Raw genomic sequence first — 18,966 nt, 5'->3', positions numbered from 1 at the left:
GTGTATGAGTGAGGCCGGGCAAGATCGGATCCTGGTGCTCGGGATCGGCAACATCCTGTGGGCGGACGAAGGCTTCGGCGTGCGGGTGGTGGAGGAATTCCACCGCCGCTACGCCGTTCCCGACAACGTCACCATCCTCGACGGTGGCACGCAGGGCCTTTACCTCGTGAACTACGTCGAGGACGCCGATGCCCTCATCGTCTTCGATGCCATCGACTACGGTCTTGCGCCGGGTGAGTTGAAGCTCGTCCGCGATGACGAGGTGCCGCGCTTCACCGGCGCCAAGAAGATGAGCCTGCATCAGACCGGCTTTCAGGAGGTCTTGAGCGCGGCTGATCTGCTGGGCCGCTATCCGAAGCGCCTTGCCTTGATCGGCTGTCAGCCTCTTGATCTCGAAGATTGGGGCGGGCCGTTGACAGAGCCTGTCCGGGCACAGATCGAACCGGCGATCCGACTGGCCTGTGAGTTACTGGTGCAATGGGGCGCGCCACCGGTGCCGCGCACCGAGCCGCTCGCGCCGGCTGAGCGGCTGCTCGCAAACGATATCGATCACCTGAATTATGAAATGAGGGCGCGCTCGGCTTGAGCCCGCTCGCCACTGGAGAACATGGCGATGTGCCTGGGCCTGCCGATGACCATTGTCGAAACCGACGGCACGACCGCGCTCTGCCAATATGGCGACGAACTGCGTCGGGTCTCGGTGCTGCTGCTATCGGATCCGCCGGCGGGCGCGAAGGTGCTGGTCTATCTCGACAGCGCAGTGCGGTTGCTCGACGACGAGGAGGCTCGCTTGATCGGCGATGCGATCCAGGGACTGCAGGCAGCGCTCAATGGCGAGGATTGCGACCGCTTCTTTGGCGACCTGGTCGACCGCGAGCCGGAATTGCCCGAACACCTGCGATAAGCGGTCGGCTCCCCGAGTGCTGATAAGAAAGTATCCGGCCTGGTAGGAATATTTCCAGCCAAAGTCCGGAAAATAGCTTTCCAGCTGGAAGGCATTGAGCCAGATCAATAAAAATATTTCCTATTTTCAATAAGTTGGCTCGTAAGCTCAGGCCGGATCGCTCTGGCACATCGCTTGCTAACCACAATTCCTGGCAACAAAAAACTGGACAGGAGGAAGCGTCGATGGAGTTTCAGGAGCGCGGTCGCGCGCAGCGGCGGGGCGGGCTGCCCGAAGTCGATGCCTCGAATATCGATGATTTTCTCGCCGCGGCCGATCGCGCCGGGGGCGTGGCGGTCCTGTTCTCCGCGGGCGATCCCGTGCGATTTCCCGAAGTGCTCGACGTCGCCATCGTGCTCCCCGAGCTGATCACGGCCTTTCAGGGCCGGCTGCATGGGGCCGTCATTGCGCGTGAGGCTGAGGCCACGCTGGGCGAACGTTTCGGCGTGCGCGTGCAGCCGAGCCTGATCTTTTGCCGCGGCGGTGAGACCCTCGGCCTGATCGCCAAGATCCAGGACTGGTCTGTTTATGTCGAGCGCATCTCCCGGCTGATCGACCGACCGAAGTCGGGCAAGGCAGCCGTCGTCGCCAGCATTATTCCCGCCCATACCGCCCAAGGGGCCGAGCGATGAAAGCAGGTTTCTGGATTGCCCCGGAGGGGGAGGAGCAGCCGGTCAACATTTTTCCGATCGGCGAGGAGAGTCTTGACGCTGCGCATAAGGGCCTGACCGCAGCAGGCGCGCTCGCCAAGCTTGCGACCTTGGACAGTGCCGAACTCGCACGTAACTGCCCGAATGCGATCGTGCTGTTGTCGCAGGTCGCCGACAGCATCGCGCGTCAGACCAGCGACGGGCCGACCCAGTTGTTCCGGCTCGCGGGTCTCAACGATCTCGAACGTCGGCTGATCGACGACGTGCTCGGCGAGGGCGAGGTGGCCGGTGTGGTGGCGCTGCCCGGCGGATCGCTGGCACAGATCCAGGAATCGGTGCTGGCCGGAGTCTGGCGCGTGCGCTGGGAGGCGGATAGCCAGCACGATTACATCGAGATCGGCCCGGTGCCGGAAATCGTGACCCGTGCTGCCGCCGATCTGACCGTGCCGGATTTCGAGATCGGAGCGGCGCCGGAGGGCATCATGAATGCGCTGCCGGTGCTGGCTGAGATCCGCGAGCGCACGCTCGCCTGGAAGCCGGGCACGCGCACGCAGACCATCAACTTCACGCTGCTGCCGATGAGCCCGGCCGATATGAGTTTCCTGCAGGACACGCTCAGGAACGGACCGATCCAGCTGGTCTCGCGCGGCTATGGGACCTGCCGCGTGCTGGCCACCGGCGTGCGCAATGTGTGGTCGGTGCAGTTCTTCAACGCGATGGACACCATCATCCTCGACACGCTCGAGGTCGGCGGCGTGCCGGTGGTGGCGCTCGCCGCCGACGAGGATTTCGAGGATTCGGCCGTGCGCCTCAAAGAGATCATCGAGGCCTATTTCACATGAGCGGCTTTGAGAATTTCGGCGTGCCCAGCGATCTCGCAGACAGCGTCCGCATGGAATGCGGCATCTGCTGGACCCGCTACGACCCGGCGGAGGGCGATGCGGTGGCGCAGATCCCCGCTGGGACGGCTTTCACCGCCTTGCCGGAGGAGTGGCGCTGCCCGACCTGCGACGCGCCGAAATCGAAATTCATGGCGATCGAAGCATGAGTGCGATCGCGGTCCAGCCAGCAGGGGATCCCATCACCGATCCGGTCGCGTGGGGCGAGCGGCTTGCTGCGGCCTACCGCGACATCGGCGCGCGCACCATGCGCGAGCTGCCGATCTATCATGATGCGCTCGACGTGGAGGCGATCGGTTTCCAGCAGATGCAGGGCAACATTGTTGGCATCGTCGTCACGCCCTGGTTCATGAATGTGGTGACGCCTGCGGACGGAGTTGCATCGGACCATCTGCAGATCCACTTTCCCGCGGGCGCCTTCACTTTCACGGTCAGTGAGATCGCGCAAGTCGGCCGGATCGCGAGCTGCTCGCTGTTCTCACCGATGTTCGAGTTCGCCGATATGGACGCAGCACGTGCTGCGGCGCAGGCCGCCTCGGCCGAACTGATGACGGCATGCGCCGACGATCAGCAGCGGGTCAATGGGCTTGGAAAGACCGGCAGCGTTATCGACCGCCGCGCCTTTCTGCGCGGAAGCCTGACGGAGAGCGCGCGGTGAGCCCGGGCATCCGCGATCAGATCGATCTCGCACTGTCGGTTGTCGATGGCCGGATCGCGGCCGTCGATATCAGGCCGCGAACCCGTCCGCCTCTGAGCCGCATCTTCGCAGGCAAGCCCGCGGAGAAAGCGGCAGCGGCCCTGCCGCGCCTGTTTTCGCTGTGCGCTGCTGCGCATCAGGTTGCATTTCTGTCAGCGCTCGATGCCGCATATGCGCGCGAGGTCGCGCCGTTGACGCAGCAACGGCGCACTCATGCTGTCGTCGCCGAGCGGCTCGCCGAACTGCTGCGTAGCCTGCTGGTGCCGCGTCTTGCTCAGGATCGGGGCGCGGCCGTAGGCCTGCGCAAGCTGCTGCAGGCCGTGGCGTCCCTCGCCGCCGACACCGCAGACCGGTCCCGCATTGAAACCTTGTCGCAGATCAAGACCGCACTTGCGGCGCTGGGCTTATGTTTGCAGCCGGAGGAGATCGTTCCAGAAAGCCCGCTGGCCTCGATCGTTGTGGCCGCGAACGATCGCGACTGGACACATCCTATGCTCGCAGACCAAGGCCACCTGTCGGCGGCGGACGACCCGCTCATCGTTACACGTCTGCTTGACGAGGGCGCATCCTTTGCCGACCGGCCCGATCTCAGCGGCCGTGTTCCTGAAACCGGCGTCTGGGCCCGTCACATTTTGCGAACGACATCCGGGGCCTCGCACGGAACGCTGGTTGAGCGGCTAAGGGCCAAGGTCGCCGAAATCATCCAGCTCGTTCGCTGGCTTGAGAACCAGCAGGACGACAATGAGACGCGCGACAGCGGCGTCGTCGAGAGCTATCCGCTCGGGCGCGGGCGTGGCGCGGCAGCGGTCGAATGCGCCAGGGGGCGACTCTATCACGCGGTCGAGCTCGACGGCGTAGGCCAGATTGTTCACTGCGAATTTCTGGCGCCGACCGAATGGAATTTTCATCCGCGCGGGCCGGTGGCCAGGGCGCTGACCGGCGCCGCCATCTCCATGCACGATCGCGACGCTGTCGAGGCGCTGGTCGGCGCATTCGATGCCTGTGTCGGCGTGCGTGTCGAGCTGACGGAGCTGGCCGATGCATGAGATGGCGTTGTGCGAAGGCATCGTCGAGATCGTCGAGCAGGAGGCACGCAAGTGTGCATTCTCGAAGGTCAAGACGGTGTGGCTCGAGATCGGCGCGCTCAGCCATGTCGCGCCCGAGGCACTGCGGTTCTGTTTCGATGCCGTCACCGCGCGCACGGTGGCGGAAGGCGCTGCGCTGGAAATCATCACGCAGCCAGGCACGGCCTGGTGTCTCAACTGCTCGCAAAGTGTCGAGATCGCCGAGCGTCTCGCGCCGTGTCCGTCCTGCGGCAGCTACCAGTTGCAGGTCACCGGCGGCGAGGAGATGCGGGTCAAGGAATTGGAGGTCGAGTGATGTGCACGGTCTGTGGCTGCAGCGAAGGCAAGGCGTCCGTCGAAGCCGGTGACGAGCACCACCATCATCATGGCGATCATGATCATGCGCATGGCCACCATCATCGTGGCCACGCTCACGATCATAACCACGACGATCACGGCCACCATCACCACCATGGTCATGGCCATCATCATCACGGTGACCATGATCATCATCATCACGATCATGGCGAAGCCAGCCGTGTCGACTGCACCGCCAATCCGGCCGGACAAGAGATCGCCGGTCTCTCCTCGTCGCGTATCGTCCAGATCGAGCGCGACATTCTCGGCAAGAACAACACCATTGCCGCCGACAACCGCGCCCGCTTCGGCGCTGATGATGTGCTCGCGTTCAACCTCGTTTCCAGCCCCGGTGCCGGCAAGACCTCGCTCCTGGTCCGCGCCGTCGCCGAACTGAAGCAGACCCGTCCCGTTGCGGTGATCGAAGGCGACCAGCAGACCTCGAACGATGCCGAACGGATCAGGGCGACCGGCGTGCCGGCGATCCAGGTCAACACCGGCAAAGGCTGCCATCTGGATGCGGCGATGGTGGACGAAGCCTATCGCAAGCTGCCGTCCTTGCGTGGCGGCATCCTGTTCATCGAGAATGTCGGCAATCTGGTCTGTCCGGCCGCCTTCGACCTCGGCGAGGCCTGCAAGATTGTGGTGTTCTCCACCACCGAAGGCGAGGACAAGCCGCTGAAGTACCCGGACATGTTCGCAGCCTCCTCCTTGATGCTGATCAACAAGATCGATCTCGCGCCGGCGGTCGATTTCGATCTGGCGCAAACCATCGAATATGCCCGGCGCGTCAATCCGAAGATCGAGGTGTTGACGATCTCCGCGCGCACCGGCGAAGGCTTTGCCGCGTTCTATGCCTGGATCAGGAAGCAGTCGGAAAAGGCCAGGGCAAGCGTTACGGCGCAAGCCTTGAGCGCGGCTACGGTCTGATCATGAGCGGCGGGGCGCAGGCACAGCATCGGACGCGGCTGCGGCTGCGCGTGCGCGGCGCCGTGCAGGGCGTCGGCTTTCGCCCCTATGTCTATGGGCTGGCCACCCGCTATCGGCTCGGCGGCTTCGTCGCCAACGACCCGCAGGGAGTCCTGATCGAGGTCGAGGGCGACCACGCCGCTGATTTTGTCGATGCGCTCCCGCGGCAGGTGCCGCCGCTGGCGCGCATCGACGACATCGCAGTCGAGCATGTCGCGCCCGCGGCAAGCGCCGCGTTCCAGATCCGCGAGAGCGGGCGCGGACGGGTCGCCACGCGGATCACGCCTGACGCCGCCACCTGTCCGCAATGTCTCGCCGAGCTGTTCGATCCGGATAGCCGCTTTTATCTTTATCCCTTCGTGACCTGTACCGATTGCGGGCCGCGCTTCACCATCGCCGAACGGCTGCCCTACGACCGCGCCACCACCGCGATGAAGGCCTTTGCATTGTGCGAGGCTTGCTCGGTCGACTACGCGGATCCTGCCGGCCGGCGCTTTCATGCCGAGGCGATCTCGTGCCCGCGCTGCGGGCCGCGCTTGAGCCATGACCTCGAGGAGATTGCGGCAGCGCTCGAGGACGGTCGCATCGTCGCGATCAAAGGCCTCGGCGGCTATCAGCTGCTCTGTGACGCGCGTAACGAGGCGGCGGTTCGCTGCTTGAGGGCGCGCAAGCAGCGTGACCAGAAGCCGTTCGCGGTGATGGTGGCGGATGTGGACGCGGTGGCCGGGATCGCCGATGTCGATGCCGCCGAGCGCGGATTGCTGGAAACGGTGGCGCGGCCGATCGTGCTGCTGCGATCGCGCTCCGGCTTGGCACCATCTTTGGCCCCCGGGCTTGTCAGGATCGGGGTGATGCTGCCGGTCGCGCCGCTGCATCATCTGATCTTCCATGCGCTCGGTGCGCGCAGCGGATCAAGCGATGCCGCGCATTGGGCGCTCGTCTGCACCAGCGCCAACATCAGCGGCGAGCCGCTCCTGATCGACAATGCGGAGGCCGGGCGGCGGCTGGCCGGCATCGCCGATCTGGTGTTGACCCATGACCGTGACATCGTCACTCGCGCCGACGATTCCGTCGTGTCGGTCGTGGCCGGGCAGCCGCATTTCATCCGTCGCGCGCGCGGCTATGTGCCCGAGCCGATAAGGCTTGCACGCGAGGTGCCGCCGATTCTCGCGGTCGGCGGGCACCTGAAATCCACCGTCACGCTCACGCGCGGCGATGAAGCCTTTGTCTCCCAGCATATCGGTGATCTCGATACCGCCGCCGCCATCCGCTTCTTCGAAGAGACGATCGCGCATCTCACGCACGTGCTCGACGTCGAGCCGGTGGCGGTCGCACATGATCTGCATCCCGACATGGCCTCGACGCGCTTTGCCGACGCAAGCGGGCGCCCGATGATCGCGGTCCAGCATCATCATGCGCATGCCGCTTCGGTCATGGCGGAACATGGTCACACCGGACCGGCGATTGGGCTGGTGCTGGACGGCTACGGCCATGGCTCCGACGGCGGCAATTGGGGCGGCGAGCTGTTGCTCTGCGACGGCGCAAGCTTTCGCCGCATCGGCCATTTGGCCGCGCTGAAAATGCCCGGAGGCGATCGTGCCGCGCGCGAGCCCTGGCGGATGGCGGCGGCGCTGCTGCACGGACTCGACCGCAGTGACGAGATCCCGCGCCGCTTTTCAGCCCATGCGCAGGCGCAATATCTGCCGTCGCTGCTCGAGAGGCCGGACACGCCGATCACAACCAGTGCCGGCCGGTTGTTCGATGCGGCCGCCGGGCTGCTCGGGATCTGTCTGTTGCAGAGCTACGAAGGCGAAGCCGCGATGAAGCTCGAAGCATTGGTACGCGAAACGTCGATATGCGATCGCGGTTGGGAGGTTGCTGACGGCGTGCTGTCGCTGTGTCCCTTGTTCGAGCGCCTGCTGGCGGACGCGACGGCCCCGGTCGACGCCGCTGGCCTGTTTCACGGTACGTTCGCCGCCGCCTGCGTCGACTGGGTCATGCGTGCGGCGCGCTCGCTGAACATATCCGACATCGTGTTGAGCGGCGGCTGCTTCCTGAATGCGCATCTGACAGAGCAGATCGAACGCGGCTGCCGGGCCGCTGGCTTGAACCCGCTGCGGCCGCGCCGTCTGCCGCCGAACGACGGCGGCTTGAGCCTGGGGCAGGCTTGGATCGCGGCCCTCACACTTGCCACTGTGCCACCACATCTCGGAGGATCGACCTGATGTGCCTAGCCATTCCCGCTGAGGTGATCGAGTTCTTAGCCGACGACATGGCGATCGTCTCGATCGATGGTGTCCGCAAGGAGGTCTCGGTCGCGCTGGTCGAGGACCTCGCGGTCGGCGACTATGTCATCCTCCATGTCGGCCACGCGCTGGCCAAGATCGATCCGGCCGAGGCTCAGGAGACGCTCGATCTGCTGCGGCAGCTTGGCGACTATGCGGAGGCGCAGCCATGAAATATTCTGACGAGTTTCGCGACAAGGAGATTGCGACCGGACTGGCGCGGGCGATCCGCGCCAAGGCCGACCCGCAGAGATCTTACCGCTTCATGGAGTTCTGTGGCGGGCACACGCACGCGATCGCCCGCTATGGCCTCGAGGACATGCTGCCGGACAATATTAGGATGATTCATGGCCCGGGCTGTCCGGTCTGCGTGCTGCCAGCGGGGCGCATCGACATGGCGATCCAGCTCGCCGAACGGCCCGAAATCATCCTTTGCGTCTATGGCGACCTGATGCGGGTGCCGGGCTCGCGCGGCGCCTCGCTGTTGCGGGCAAAGGCGCGCGGCGCCGACATCCGCATGGTCTATTCGACGCTCGACGCGATCAGGATCGCTGAAGACAATCCGGCACGCGAAATCGTGTTCTTTGCGATCGGCTTCGAGACCACGACGCCGCCGACGGCGATCATGATCAGGCTCGCGGACAAGAAGGGCCTTACGAATTTCAGCGTGTTCTGCAATCACGTGCTGACGCCGCCGGCGATGCGCGCGATCCTCGATAGCGAGAACCCGGTCGAGATCGACGGTTTCGTGGGACCTGCGCATGTGTCGACCGTGATCGGCACCGCGCCCTACGAGCCCTTTGCCGAGGGTGACGGCAAGCCGGTGGTGATCGCGGGCTTCGAACCGCTCGACATGATGCAGGCGATCCTGATGTTGGTCGACCAGGTCAATGACGGACGCCACGAGGTCGAAAACCAATATCGTCGCGCCGTCACCCGCGTCGGCAATCAGCGCGCCAAGGCCGATGTGGCCGACATCTTTGCGCTGCGCGAGACGTTCGAATGGCGTGGCCTGGGGTCGATCCCGCACAGCGGGCTGAAGCTGAGCCCGGCCTTTGCGCGTTTCGATGCCGAACTGCGCTTTGCGATGGACGAAAAGATCGTGGCCGACAATCCCGCCTGCGAATGCCCGGCTATCCTGCGCGGCTTGAAGAAGCCGGTCGACTGCAAATTGTTCGGCACAGCCTGCACGCCTGAGACCCCGGTCGGTTCCTGCATGGTGTCGTCGGAAGGCGCCTGCGCCGCGCACTGGACCTATGGCCGCTTCCGCGACCATCAGCGGAGGCTCGCATCATGAGCGTCCCGCAGCGCCGGCTCGACCTCAAGAACGGCTGTGTCGACCTGTCCCACGGCGCCGGCGGACGGGCAATGGGACAGCTCATTTCCGGTCTTTTCCACGAAGCCTTCGGCAACGAATGGCTGGCGCGCGGCAACGACCAGTCGGCCTTCGACGTGCCCGCCGGCCGCATGGTGATGACGACCGACGGCTACGTCGTCTCGCCCTTGTTCTTTCCGGGCGGCAACATTGGCTCGCTGGCTGTGCACGGCACCGTCAACGACATCGCGATGGCCGGCGCCCAGCCGCTCTATCTCTCGGCGAGCTTCATCATCGAGGAGGGATTTGGCCTCGCCGATCTGAAGCGAGTTGCCGATGCGATGGGGGAGGCAGCGCGGTCAGCCGGCATCGCGATTATCACCGGCGATACCAAGGTGGTCGAGCGCGGCAAGGCCGATGGTCTGTTCATTTCGACCGCCGGCGTCGGCGTGCTGCCCGAGGGGCTCGATCTGTCGGCCGACAAGGCGCGCCCCGGCGATCGTGTTCTGCTGTCGGGCAGCCTCGGTGATCACGGCGTCGCCATCATGTCGAAGCGCCAGAACCTCGCCTTCGACACCGAGATCCTCTCCGACTCTGCAGCCTTGCACGAGCTGGTCGCGGCTATGATCGCGGCAGGCGGGCAAGGCATCCGGCTGATGCGCGATCCCACCCGCGGCGGCCTTGCGGCAACCATGAACGAGATCGCCCAGCAGTCGCGGCTCGGCTTCCGCCTGGAGGAAGAGGCGATCCCGGTCAAGCCTGCGGTGGCCGCGGCCTGCGAGCTGCTTGGGCTCGACCCGCTCAATGTCGCCAATGAAGGCAAGCTGGTCGCGGTGGTCGCGCCGGATGTGGCGGCCTCTGTCCTGGCGGCAATGAAGGCCCATCCGCTCGGCCGTGACGCCGCTGAGATCGGCGAGGCGGTCGCGGACGATCACCGCTTCGTCCAGATGGCGACCAGCTTCGGCGGCGGGCGGATCGTCGACTGGCTGTCGGGCGAGCAGTTGCCAAGGATCTGTTGACGAATCTGTTGAAGGATCTGTTGAGACCGAAGATGAGCGTGCAGGGGACGATACTGATCGTCGATGACGAGGTCCGCTCGCAGGAGGCGCTGCGGCGCGTCCTCGATCAGGATTTCGAGGTGCTCTGCGCCGGCAACACCGCGGATGCCGAGAAGCTGCTGGAAGGCGAGATCGTGCACGCCGTCATCTGCGACCAGCGCATGCCGCAGGAGTCCGGCGTCAGCTTCCTGAAGCGCGTCCGCGAGCTGTGGCCTGATCCGGTCCGCATGATCATTTCCGGCTACTCGGATTCGGAAGACATCATCGCCGGCCTGAACGAGGCCGGGATCTACCAGTACATCACCAAGCCATGGCAGCCGGAGCGCCTGATCGAGATCGTGCGCGAAGCGGTCCAGTTGTACCGTCTGCAGAAGGAAACCGAGACGGCGGGCGTCGACGTCAAGGCGCGGCCTGCGCACGTCAAGAAGGTGGTCTCGGTCAAACGCGGCGCCGCCAAGCAGCTCTATGACTTCGACCGCATCCTGCACTCGCCTGATAGTCCGATGCGCGGCGTCATCGAGCTCGGCCGACGGGCGGCGGATTACGACATCTCGGTACTGATCACCGGCGAATCCGGTACCGGAAAGGAGCTGCTGGCGCGCGCCATCCACTATGGCTCCGCACGGGCCACCAAGGCTTTCGTCATCCAGAACTGCGGTGCGCTGCCGGACGAATTGCTGGAAAGCGAGCTGTTCGGCTGCAAGAAGGGGGCGTTCACCGGCGCCTATCAGGACCGGATCGGCCTGTTCGAGGTCGCGGACGGCGGCACCATCTTCCTCGACGAGATCGGCGAGACCTCGCCCGCCTTTCAGGTGAAGCTCTTGCGGGTCCTGCAGGAGAGCGAGATCAGGCCGCTGGGCGCGCAGCGGGTGCGCAAGGTCGATGTCCGCGTGGTGGCCGCCACCAACCGCGATCTGGAGGCTGAAGTCGAGGCCGGCCGGTTCCGGCGGGACCTCTATTACCGGCTCGCCGCGTTCCCTGTGCATATGCCGGCGTTGCGCGACCGTCCCATGGATATCCCGCTGATTGCTGAAGGCGTGCTGTCGGCGGTCAAGGTTTCGTTCAACCGGCCGAACCTGCGCTTCGCGTCGGCGGCGCTGGAGGAATTTTCCAGATATCACTGGCCGGGCAATGTGCGCGAGCTGCAGAACGAGATCCAGCGCATGGCCGTGCTGGCCGACGCGGATGAATTGCGCTGTCCGCCATTCGCGGGACGCCGCACTCCGCGCCGGGCGTCGCCGGCGGCCAATGGCCAGCTGAACGGTTCCGCAACCCTCAAGGACAAGGTGGAAGATCTCGAAAAGGCTGTCATCATCAATTATCTGGAGAAATATGAAGGTAATATCAGCCGGGTCGCGAACGAGCTTGGCCTGTCGCGCGTGGGCTTGCGCAACAAATTGTCCCGATACGATCTGAGAAAAAATGGCAAAGGCGACGTCCTCTCCTGAGATGCCCGGTTCGGAAACGCTGCTGAAGCTGATTGCCGGCCGCGGCTCGCTGGAATTCGACAGTGAGCGCGAAGGCGTCTGGATCGAAGTCATCCGCAAGATGGATGAGGTCTATTCCGATCTCCTCCGCTACGAGGTCGATCTCGAGCACAAGAATGCCGAGCTCGAGGAAGCGCAGGCTTTCGTCACCAATGTAATCGAATCCGTCTCGGACATTCTGGTGGTGTGCGACGCCAGGGGAGCCGTGCAGCAGGCCAATTCCGCATTTCAGCAGACCTCCGGCCGTGCAATGCAGGAGATCACAGGTGGCAATATCGCCGACCTGATCGACCGCGAGGACAGGGCCAGGCTGGCGCCATTGCTGAAACCCCGCGCTGCCGCGGAGGTCGTCGACAGCGAGCTGCGCTTCGTCAACGAGCAAGGCAGCTCGGACCTGTTCGCGATCAACAGCTCGCCCCGGCATGATCACCGCGGCCGCTTCATCGGCGTCGTGTTGACGGGCCGGCCGATCGGCGAGCTCCGTCGCGCCTATGAGGCTCTGCACAAGGCGCACCGGGAGCTGCAGCGCGCACAGCGGCAGCTGGTCGAGCAGGAGAAGATGGCGAGCCTCGGCCGCCTTGTTGCCGGCGTCGCCCATGAGCTGAACAACCCGATCAGCTTTGTCTACGGCAACATTCACACCCTGATGCGCTATCGGACCGCGCTCACGACCTATCTCGACGCGATCCATGAGCGGCCGCTGCCGGCCGAGGTCGCCGAGCTCAAGGGTAAGCTTAGGATCGATGCGATCCTCGCGGATTTCGGCTCGTTGATCGATGGCACGCTGGAAGGTGCGGTTCGTATCAGCGAGATCGTCAAGAACCTGCGCCGGCTGTCATTCTCGAAACTCGGCGAGGTCGAGCGGGTCGATATCGAGCGGTTGATCAACACGGCAGTGCTCTGGGCGGTCCGGACCAAGCAGCGCCATCTCGACGTTCAGATCGATGTCGCGCCGGACCTCTGGATCTCCGGCAATGAAGGCCAGTTGCATCAGGTGGTCGTCAATCTGGTCGAGAACGCCATTGATGCCATGCGCGCGACCGAGGCGCCCCGGCTCGTCGTGTCAGCCCAGCGCGAGGGCAACGAGATCCTGTTCAGGGTGTCCGACAATGGCCCCGGCATCGATCAGGATCATCTGAGCCATATCTTCGAGCCGTTCTTCACCACCAAGCGCGTGGGCGAGGGGACCGGGCTTGGGCTCTGGATCAGCTATGGCATCGTGCGTGAGCATGGCGGCGAACTCGTTGCTGCCAACGCGCCCGAAGGTGGCGCGACATTTTCATTCGCGTTGCCCGCAGCCTGATAGCGGTCGGCCCGACCAACGGACCAGGCCGCAACACCGTTTGTAAGCTTCTCCTCCAGGATGCGCTTCACCGAGCGTGAGCACTGTCCGCACTGGACGGCGCAGCCGAGGCAGTCATAGACCTGTGCCGGCGATCCGAAAGCGAGATCGGTCGTGGTGACGATGTTGCGGATCGCGTGGTCGGTGATGACGTTGCAGGAACAGATGATCATGGGTTCGATGTCCGGCTTCTGCAACTGATAAGCAACAAGAGTGCCAGCCGCGATCAGGACGGCGGCAGCAGTTACAGGCGGATTTGGAATAGATCTAGACGGAGGCAAACGTCGATTCTGCTGCTGCTTTTGTCGATGACAGCGCAGAACAAGGGGGATCAGAGCTTCGAGTCCGCCGCGTGAAGCGGCATGGGAGCAACGCCGGCTGCGCGATGCTGCTGCACGGCCGTCAGTGTGGCTTGCGCGATGCCACGTCCGCGCCGATCGATCCCGGTCCATTGCGCATCGCGACCGCGGGGATCGACTTCGAGGAGCTTGGCACCGGCCGGCACATCGCTGCCGTCGCGGACGATCCCGCGGAGTATTCCATCATAAGGCGCTGTCAGCGGCGCGCCCGACAGGTGGCCTACGACAAAGCCCTTGTAGATGCGGGTGCCGATTTCGACCGGCGTGTGCCAGCGGCCTTCATAGGGCGAGTAGACAAAGCGCTCGGCGCCGACGCCGCCTAACAAGGCGGGGGCGCTGTCGGCCGTTGCGGTCCAGCCGTGGCGCACGATCTGTCCGCTCTGCGCCGGCCTGGTCTCAATCGCAACATCGCAATTGGCTGACGGAGAAAATCCGGGTCCCAGTCCGATTGACAGGCGCGTCAGGCCCCGCAGATCGGGCGTGATGTCGCGCTTCTGCATGCGCGCGTCCACCAAGACGTCGATCTCTCGCACCGGCAACAAATCGAGTAGTCCAAGCCAGGTCACAAGCACGTGCCGCGGCGCGCGCAATGCGTTGAAGACGTCGACGCTGCCCTCGATGCGCTCGCCGATCACATTCTCGACCCGCGCGAAATCGGCAAACAACGCGTCATGGAACGCCATCCTGCGACGCATGACCGGCGGGTTGGGATCGTGCGAGAGCACCACGCAGTAGCCCGCGCGATGCAGATAGACGGCGACGGCCGACGCGATTTCGTTCGTGCCGAGAATGACAGCGAGCCTGACGGCGCTCAATCCCATCGAAAAGGCCCTGCAGCGTCGAACGTCTCACGCAGTGTGGTTGGAAAGTAGATTGGCAAAACCTGATTGTCAGAACGTGAGCAAGACTTGGACCACATCCATAGGACGGGAACTAGCGGCTAGACTTCAACGGGTTACCCGAAGATCCGTCACGAATTCGACGAGCGGCATGTTCCAAACCAGCCAAGCTGTCGCAAATCCGACAGGCCCGGAGATGTTGCGCCGTGTTTTTTGCTGGCCCAAATCCTGCAGTTTTACCGCAAGACCATCGCGCCGCATCTCGTGGCCGCAGGTCGATATCTGAAGCACAACGCGGGAGCGCGTGTGAGTCTCGATCTCGAACATGACGAGCGGCCAGCGGACGCCGAAGCGGTGCCGTTGTCGTGTCCATTTCACGGCGATGCTCTCTCCACCGAGATGAGAGGGCGACAAGAGCAGAAGACGATGGTGCTGACCGGCGGCTCGCGCGGGATCGGGCACGCCACGGCCAAGTTATTCTCCGACGCAGGCTGGCGGATCATCACCTGCTCGCGGCAGCCGTTCGATGGCGGACGATGTCCGTGGGACGCCGGTCCCGACAATCACGTCCAGGTCGATCTCAGTGATCGCCAGGCGGTACCGCGCGCCATCGCCGATATCAAGGCGCGACTGGCGGGGGCCCCGTTGCATGCGTTGATCAACAATGCCGCGATCTCGCCGAAGGCGATGGACGGCTCCCGGCTCGATTCACTGTCCACCTCGGTCGAAGCCTGGATGACCGTCTTTCATGTCAATTTTCTCGGGCCCATTCTGCTCGCGCGGGGGCTATTTGATGAGCTCAAGCTTGGGCAGGCCGCGGTCGTCAATGTGACCTCGATCGTCGGCTCCCGCGTCCATCCCTTCGCCGGTACCGCCTATGCGACGTCGAAGGCGGCGCTCGCGTGTCTCACCCGTGAAATGGCCCACGACTTCGCGCCGCATGGCATCCGCGTCAACGCGATCGCGCCCGGCGAAATCAAGACGGAGATGGTGTCACCGGAGACCGAGGCGCGTTTCTCGCCGCTGATCCCGATGCGCCGTATCGGCACGCCGGACGAGGTCGCGAAGGTGATCTTCTTTCTCTGCTCGGACGCGGCGAGCTACGTGACCGGCGAGGAGATTCAGATCAATGGCGGCCAGCATCTCTAATTGCATTTGCGAGGCGTTCCGATCTACCGCAAGCCGTTCGATTGAATGACGGAATCGACCTGATAAGAGCAAATTTGTCCTGTCGGTCCTCGATCATGCGGCGATGCGGTCGAGGCCGCCTCCGTGCGCGCGCGTGCGGCGTTAACATCATGAAAGCCCTGCAACTTTTCTGGTCTGTGTTTGCCCACTCATTCTGCGGCGGTGCAGCAAAGTTAGGCACGACAATCAGTAGCTGATGAGCGAGGATGTTAGAACGCCTACAAAATCCGGGCGATCCGCTGGGGCGTCCGTGACGCATAGAGATGCGACCATGATCCATACGGAAGCACTGAAGCTCGAAGCTCAAGACACGCGGTCCAATGCAGCTCCGATCCCGCTCAGTGAGATCGCACTGACCGGTATCTTCGAGATCTCGAAAATTCTCGCCGCACCGACGCGGCTCGAAATCACCCTCGCCAATGTCGTCAACCTGCTGCAGTCGTTCATGCAGATGCGCCATGGCGTGGTATCGTTGCTGGCCGATGACGGTATTCCTGATATCGCCGTAGGCGCCGGTTGGAGCGAGGGCAGCGATCAGCGCTACCGCGAACGTCTCCCGCAAAAGGCGCTCGATCAGATCGTGGCCACCGCCGTGCCACTGATCGCGGAGAATGTGGCCGACCATTCGGCGTTCAGTGAAGCCGACGTGGCGGTGCTCGGTGCCGGGTCTGACGTGCGCGTATCCTTCCTCGGCGTGCCGATCCGGATCGACCAGAAGGTGGTGGGAACGTTGACCATCGATCGGGTCTGGGACGGACGGGCGGTGTTCCGCCTCGACGCCGATGTGCGCTTCCTGACAATGGTGGCGAACCTGATCGGTCAGACCATTAAGCTGCACCGCGTGGTTGCGCGCGACCGCGAGCGGCTGATGGCGGAAAGCCATCGGCTGCAGAAGGAGCTGTCGGAGCTGAAGCCGGCGCCAAAGGATCGCAAGAAGGTGCTGGTCGAGGGCATCGTCGGCGACAGCCCGGCGCTGCGTACACTGCTCGACAAGATCAACGTGGTCGCCAAGTCGAACGCGCCGGTTCTGTTGCGCGGCGAATCCGGCACCGGCAAGGAATTGGTAGCAAAAGCCATCCACGAATTGTCGGCGCGGGCCAAGCGGCCCTTCATCAAGATCAACTGCGCGGCGCTGCCGGAGACCGTGCTTGAATCCGAACTGTTCGGTCACGAGAAGGGGGCGTTCACCGGCGCGATCAATGCCCGCAAGGGCCGCTTCGAGCTGGCCGACAAGGGCACTCTTTTCCTGGACGAGATCGGTGAGATCTCGCCGGCATTCCAGGCCAAGCTGCTGCGTGTCCTGCAGGAGCAGGAGTTCGAGCGTGTGGGCGGCAACCAGACCATCAAGGTCGATGTCCGCATCGTCACCGCGACCAACCGCAACCTTGAAGAGGCGGTATCGCGCAACGAGTTCCGCGCCGACCTCTACTACCGCATCAGCGTCGTTCCGATCCGGCTGCCGCCCTTGCGCGAACGCCGCAGCGACATTCCGCAGCTCGCCTGCGAGTTCCTGCGGCGCTTCAACACCGAAAACAACCGCAACCTGAACTTCGACGTCAGCGCGATCGATGTTCTCATGCATTGTGGTTTCCCCGGCAACGTCCGCGAACTCGAGAACTGCGTGCAGCGCACGGCGACCATGGCGGCGGGGCCATCGATCGTGATGGAGGATTTCGCCTGCAGCCGCGACGAATGCATGTCGGCGATCCTCTGGAAGGGCAATTCCGATCTGCCTGCGCCGCGATCGCAGCCATTGGTGCCGCTACCGATCATGCCGCGTGCGAAAGCGCCGATTGAGCCGCCGGTTCGCGAAATTGAACCCGTGGACGACGAGGCGGCGGGCGAGATCGCCGACCTCAACGATGAGGCCGGACTGATCGACCGCGACCGGATCGTGCAGGCGATGGAGCGTTGCGGCTGGGTTCAGGCGAAAGCTGCGCGGCTGCTTGGCCTCACGCCGCGGCAGATCGGCTACGCCCTGAAGAAGTATAACATCGAGGTCAAGCGGTTCTGATCCGGCGGTTGCGGCGCCCAGCTGCTTTCCGTTCGCTGCGCAACCGAAACGTCAGCGAATAGCTCACGCGCCATCCAACGGCGCGTGATTTTTTTTGGCTCGCGACCCGGCGTGTGCGCGACGTGTCGATCGAGGTCGGCGAAGCTGTCGGACTTGCGACATGTCGGGAGCGCGACAGCCCGGCCCCCCGAAGCAGTTTAGAATAATCCTGAAATATCAACCGCATGACCTCTGGCATGCGGCTTGAAAGACCTCCTGGCGAATGACGTCGTCCGATGTCGCTAATCGCGGGGAGCGGTTCATGGCCTACAAGATCATCGCTTCGCAATGCACGGTCTGCGGTGCCTGCGAATTCGAATGTCCGAATGCAGCCATCCGGCTGAAGAACGACATGTACATCATCGATCCCAAGAAGTGCACCGAGTGCGAAGGGCATTTCGACTCGCCGCAATGCGCAGCCGTCTGTCCGGTTCCGGACACCTGCGTGCCTGCCTGACGCGACGGCGTGGTGAGGGAAGAGAAGCGGAGTGAGGCATGGCAGCCGTTCAAGAGACCGTCGATCGGGTCAAGGGTATCGACGTCGATCAGTATCGGTACGGATTTGAGACCCTCATCGAGTCGGAGAAGGCTCCCAAGGGCCTCTCGGAAGACACCATCCGCTTCATCTCGGCCAAGAAGAACGAGCCCGCCTGGATGCTGCAATGGCGGCTGGAGGCCTATCGCCGCTGGCTGACCATGGAGGAACCGACCTGGGCCCGCGTCGGCTACCCCAAGATCGACTATCAGGATCTTTATTATTATGCCGCGCCGAAGCCGAAGAAGAAGGTTGCGTCGCTGGAGGAGATCGATCCGGAGATCCTGAAGACTTACGAGAAGCTCGGCATCCCCCTGCGCGAGGTCGAGATCCTCGAAGGCGTGGAACGGCCGGCGGGCGAGGTCGACGGCGAAACTATAGCGCCGCGCAGCAAGATCGCGGTTGACGCAGTGTTCGACTCGGTCTCGGTCGCGACCACGTTTAAGGAGGAGCTGAAGAAGGCCGGCGTGATCTTCATGCCGATCTCGGAGGCGATCCGTGAGTATCCGGAGCTGGTGCAGAAATATCTCGGCAGCGTGGTGCCGACATCAGACAACTACTTCGCTACCCTCAATTCGGCGGTGTTCTCGGACGGCTCCTTCGTCTATGTGCCGGAAGGCGTACACTGCCCGATGGAGCTGTCGACCTATTTCCGCATCAACGAACGCAATACCGGTCAGTTCGAGCGTACGCTGATCATCGCCGACAAGGGCGCCTATGTCAGCTATCTTGAGGGCTGCACCGCCCCCCAGCGCGACGAGAACCAGCTGCATGCGGCTGTCGTCGAGCTGGTCGCGCTGGAAGACGCCGAGATCAAATATTCGACGGTGCAGAACTGGTATCCAGGAAACGCCGAAGGCGTCGGCGGCATCTACAACTTCGTCACCAAGCGCGGCGACTGCCGCGGCGCCAATTCGAAGATCTCT

General features: G+C 63.7%; 22 protein-coding genes. 19 read left to right on the top strand and 3 right to left on the bottom strand.

Annotation, left to right across the window (positions count from 1 at the left end; translation table 11 throughout):
- The first annotated feature begins 4 nt into the window (after positions 1-4).
- The 15 genes from BRAS3843_RS33070 to BRAS3843_RS33000 all read left to right on the top strand — a co-directional run bounded on the left by BRAS3843_RS33070 (position 5) and on the right by BRAS3843_RS33000 (position 13,027).
- Complete coding sequence (locus BRAS3843_RS33070; RefSeq protein ID WP_008973576.1) at positions 5-586, top strand: HyaD/HybD family hydrogenase maturation endopeptidase; 582 nt, start codon at positions 5-7, stop codon at positions 584-586.
- 27 nt (positions 587-613) lie between these two features.
- Positions 614-904: a HypC/HybG/HupF family hydrogenase formation chaperone gene (locus tag BRAS3843_RS33065; protein ID WP_008973575.1), complete on the top strand. Its 291-nt coding sequence runs from the start codon at positions 614-616 to the stop codon at positions 902-904.
- A gap of 224 nt (positions 905-1,128) precedes the next feature.
- On the top strand, positions 1,129-1,575 hold the full coding sequence (locus BRAS3843_RS33060; RefSeq protein ID WP_008973574.1) for a hydrogenase accessory protein: 447 nt from the start codon (positions 1,129-1,131) through the stop codon (positions 1,573-1,575).
- A complete protein-coding gene (locus BRAS3843_RS33055; RefSeq protein WP_008973573.1) occupies positions 1,572-2,435 on the top strand; it encodes a hydrogenase expression/formation protein in 864 nt (287 codons plus the stop codon). Before BRAS3843_RS33060 ends, BRAS3843_RS33055 begins: the two co-directional genes overlap by 4 nt.
- Complete coding sequence (locus tag BRAS3843_RS33050; RefSeq protein ID WP_008973572.1) at positions 2,432-2,641, top strand: rubredoxin; 210 nt, start codon at positions 2,432-2,434, stop codon at positions 2,639-2,641. The genes BRAS3843_RS33055 and BRAS3843_RS33050 overlap by 4 nt, the downstream gene beginning before the upstream one ends.
- Positions 2,638-3,150: a [NiFe]-hydrogenase assembly chaperone HybE gene (hybE, locus tag BRAS3843_RS33045; RefSeq protein WP_008973571.1), complete on the top strand. Its 513-nt coding sequence runs from the start codon at positions 2,638-2,640 to the stop codon at positions 3,148-3,150. The genes BRAS3843_RS33050 and hybE overlap by 4 nt, the downstream gene beginning before the upstream one ends.
- On the top strand, positions 3,147-4,235 hold the full coding sequence (locus tag BRAS3843_RS33040; RefSeq protein ID WP_008973570.1) for a hydrogenase assembly protein HupF: 1,089 nt from the start codon (positions 3,147-3,149) through the stop codon (positions 4,233-4,235). Before hybE ends, BRAS3843_RS33040 begins: the two co-directional genes overlap by 4 nt.
- Positions 4,228-4,569: a hydrogenase maturation nickel metallochaperone HypA gene (gene hypA, locus BRAS3843_RS33035; protein ID WP_035983626.1), complete on the top strand. Its 342-nt coding sequence runs from the start codon at positions 4,228-4,230 to the stop codon at positions 4,567-4,569. The genes BRAS3843_RS33040 and hypA overlap by 8 nt, the downstream gene beginning before the upstream one ends.
- Positions 4,569-5,540, top strand: a complete 972-nt coding sequence (gene hypB / locus BRAS3843_RS33030; RefSeq protein WP_035983624.1) for a hydrogenase nickel incorporation protein HypB — start codon at positions 4,569-4,571, stop codon at positions 5,538-5,540. Before hypA ends, hypB begins: the two co-directional genes overlap by 1 nt.
- A gap of 2 nt (positions 5,541-5,542) precedes the next feature.
- A complete protein-coding gene (hypF, locus tag BRAS3843_RS33025; RefSeq protein WP_008973567.1) occupies positions 5,543-7,804 on the top strand; it encodes a carbamoyltransferase HypF in 2,262 nt (753 codons plus the stop codon).
- Entirely contained in the window at positions 7,804-8,037 is a 234-nt protein-coding gene (locus BRAS3843_RS33020; RefSeq protein WP_035983621.1) for a HypC/HybG/HupF family hydrogenase formation chaperone, read from the top strand. The genes hypF and BRAS3843_RS33020 overlap by 1 nt, the downstream gene beginning before the upstream one ends.
- Positions 8,034-9,161: a hydrogenase formation protein HypD gene (gene hypD / locus BRAS3843_RS33015; RefSeq protein WP_008973565.1), complete on the top strand. Its 1,128-nt coding sequence runs from the start codon at positions 8,034-8,036 to the stop codon at positions 9,159-9,161. The genes BRAS3843_RS33020 and hypD overlap by 4 nt, the downstream gene beginning before the upstream one ends.
- On the top strand, positions 9,158-10,198 hold the full coding sequence (gene hypE, locus BRAS3843_RS33010) for a hydrogenase expression/formation protein HypE (protein ID WP_008973564.1): 1,041 nt from the start codon (positions 9,158-9,160) through the stop codon (positions 10,196-10,198). The genes hypD and hypE overlap by 4 nt, the downstream gene beginning before the upstream one ends.
- Before the next feature lie 32 nt (positions 10,199-10,230).
- Positions 10,231-11,685, top strand: coding sequence for a sigma-54 dependent transcriptional regulator (locus BRAS3843_RS33005; protein WP_008973563.1), 1,455 nt, complete (start codon positions 10,231-10,233; stop codon positions 11,683-11,685).
- A complete protein-coding gene (locus BRAS3843_RS33000; protein ID WP_035983620.1) occupies positions 11,660-13,027 on the top strand; it encodes an ATP-binding protein in 1,368 nt (455 codons plus the stop codon). The genes BRAS3843_RS33005 and BRAS3843_RS33000 overlap by 26 nt, the downstream gene beginning before the upstream one ends.
- On the opposite strand, the gene BRAS3843_RS40035 is transcribed toward BRAS3843_RS33000, so the two are convergent.
- From BRAS3843_RS40035 to BRAS3843_RS41065, 3 genes are all read right to left on the bottom strand, one after another.
- Positions 12,934-13,239, bottom strand: a complete 306-nt coding sequence (locus BRAS3843_RS40035) for a (2Fe-2S)-binding protein (RefSeq protein WP_083841488.1) — start codon at positions 13,237-13,239, stop codon at positions 12,934-12,936. The two genes, BRAS3843_RS33000 and BRAS3843_RS40035, sit on opposite strands and share 94 nt — an antisense overlap.
- 158 nt (positions 13,240-13,397) lie before the next feature.
- Entirely contained in the window at positions 13,398-14,246 is an 849-nt protein-coding gene (locus BRAS3843_RS32995) for a xanthine dehydrogenase (protein ID WP_008973561.1), read from the bottom strand.
- Positions 14,247-14,372: 126 nt separating this feature from the next.
- Positions 14,373-14,591 (bottom strand): hypothetical protein, encoded by a 219-nt coding sequence (locus BRAS3843_RS41065; RefSeq protein WP_139025049.1) that lies wholly within the window; start codon positions 14,589-14,591, stop codon positions 14,373-14,375.
- Between BRAS3843_RS41065 and BRAS3843_RS32990 the strand changes: the two genes are divergently transcribed.
- The 4 genes from BRAS3843_RS32990 to sufB all read left to right on the top strand — a co-directional run.
- Positions 14,571-15,413: an SDR family oxidoreductase gene (locus BRAS3843_RS32990; RefSeq protein ID WP_008973560.1), complete on the top strand. Its 843-nt coding sequence runs from the start codon at positions 14,571-14,573 to the stop codon at positions 15,411-15,413. The genes BRAS3843_RS41065 and BRAS3843_RS32990 overlap by 21 nt on opposite strands.
- A gap of 310 nt (positions 15,414-15,723) precedes the next feature.
- Positions 15,724-17,466, top strand: a complete 1,743-nt coding sequence (nifA, locus tag BRAS3843_RS32985; protein WP_008973559.1) for a nif-specific transcriptional activator NifA — start codon at positions 15,724-15,726, stop codon at positions 17,464-17,466.
- Between the two features lie 301 nt (positions 17,467-17,767).
- The gene (locus BRAS3843_RS32980) at positions 17,768-17,962 is read left to right on the top strand and encodes a 4Fe-4S dicluster domain-containing protein (RefSeq protein WP_008973558.1); all 195 of its coding nucleotides are present in this window, start codon (positions 17,768-17,770) and stop codon (positions 17,960-17,962) included.
- 38 nt (positions 17,963-18,000) lie between these two features.
- On the top strand, positions 18,001-18,966 hold a 966-nt coding region (gene sufB, locus BRAS3843_RS32975; RefSeq protein WP_035983617.1), incomplete at its 3' end, for a Fe-S cluster assembly protein SufB.

Source organism: Bradyrhizobium sp. STM 3843 (genome assembly GCF_000239815.1).
Lineage (GTDB): Bacteria > Pseudomonadota > Alphaproteobacteria > Rhizobiales > Xanthobacteraceae > Bradyrhizobium.
This window is presented reverse-complemented; position numbering and strand designations above follow the sequence as displayed.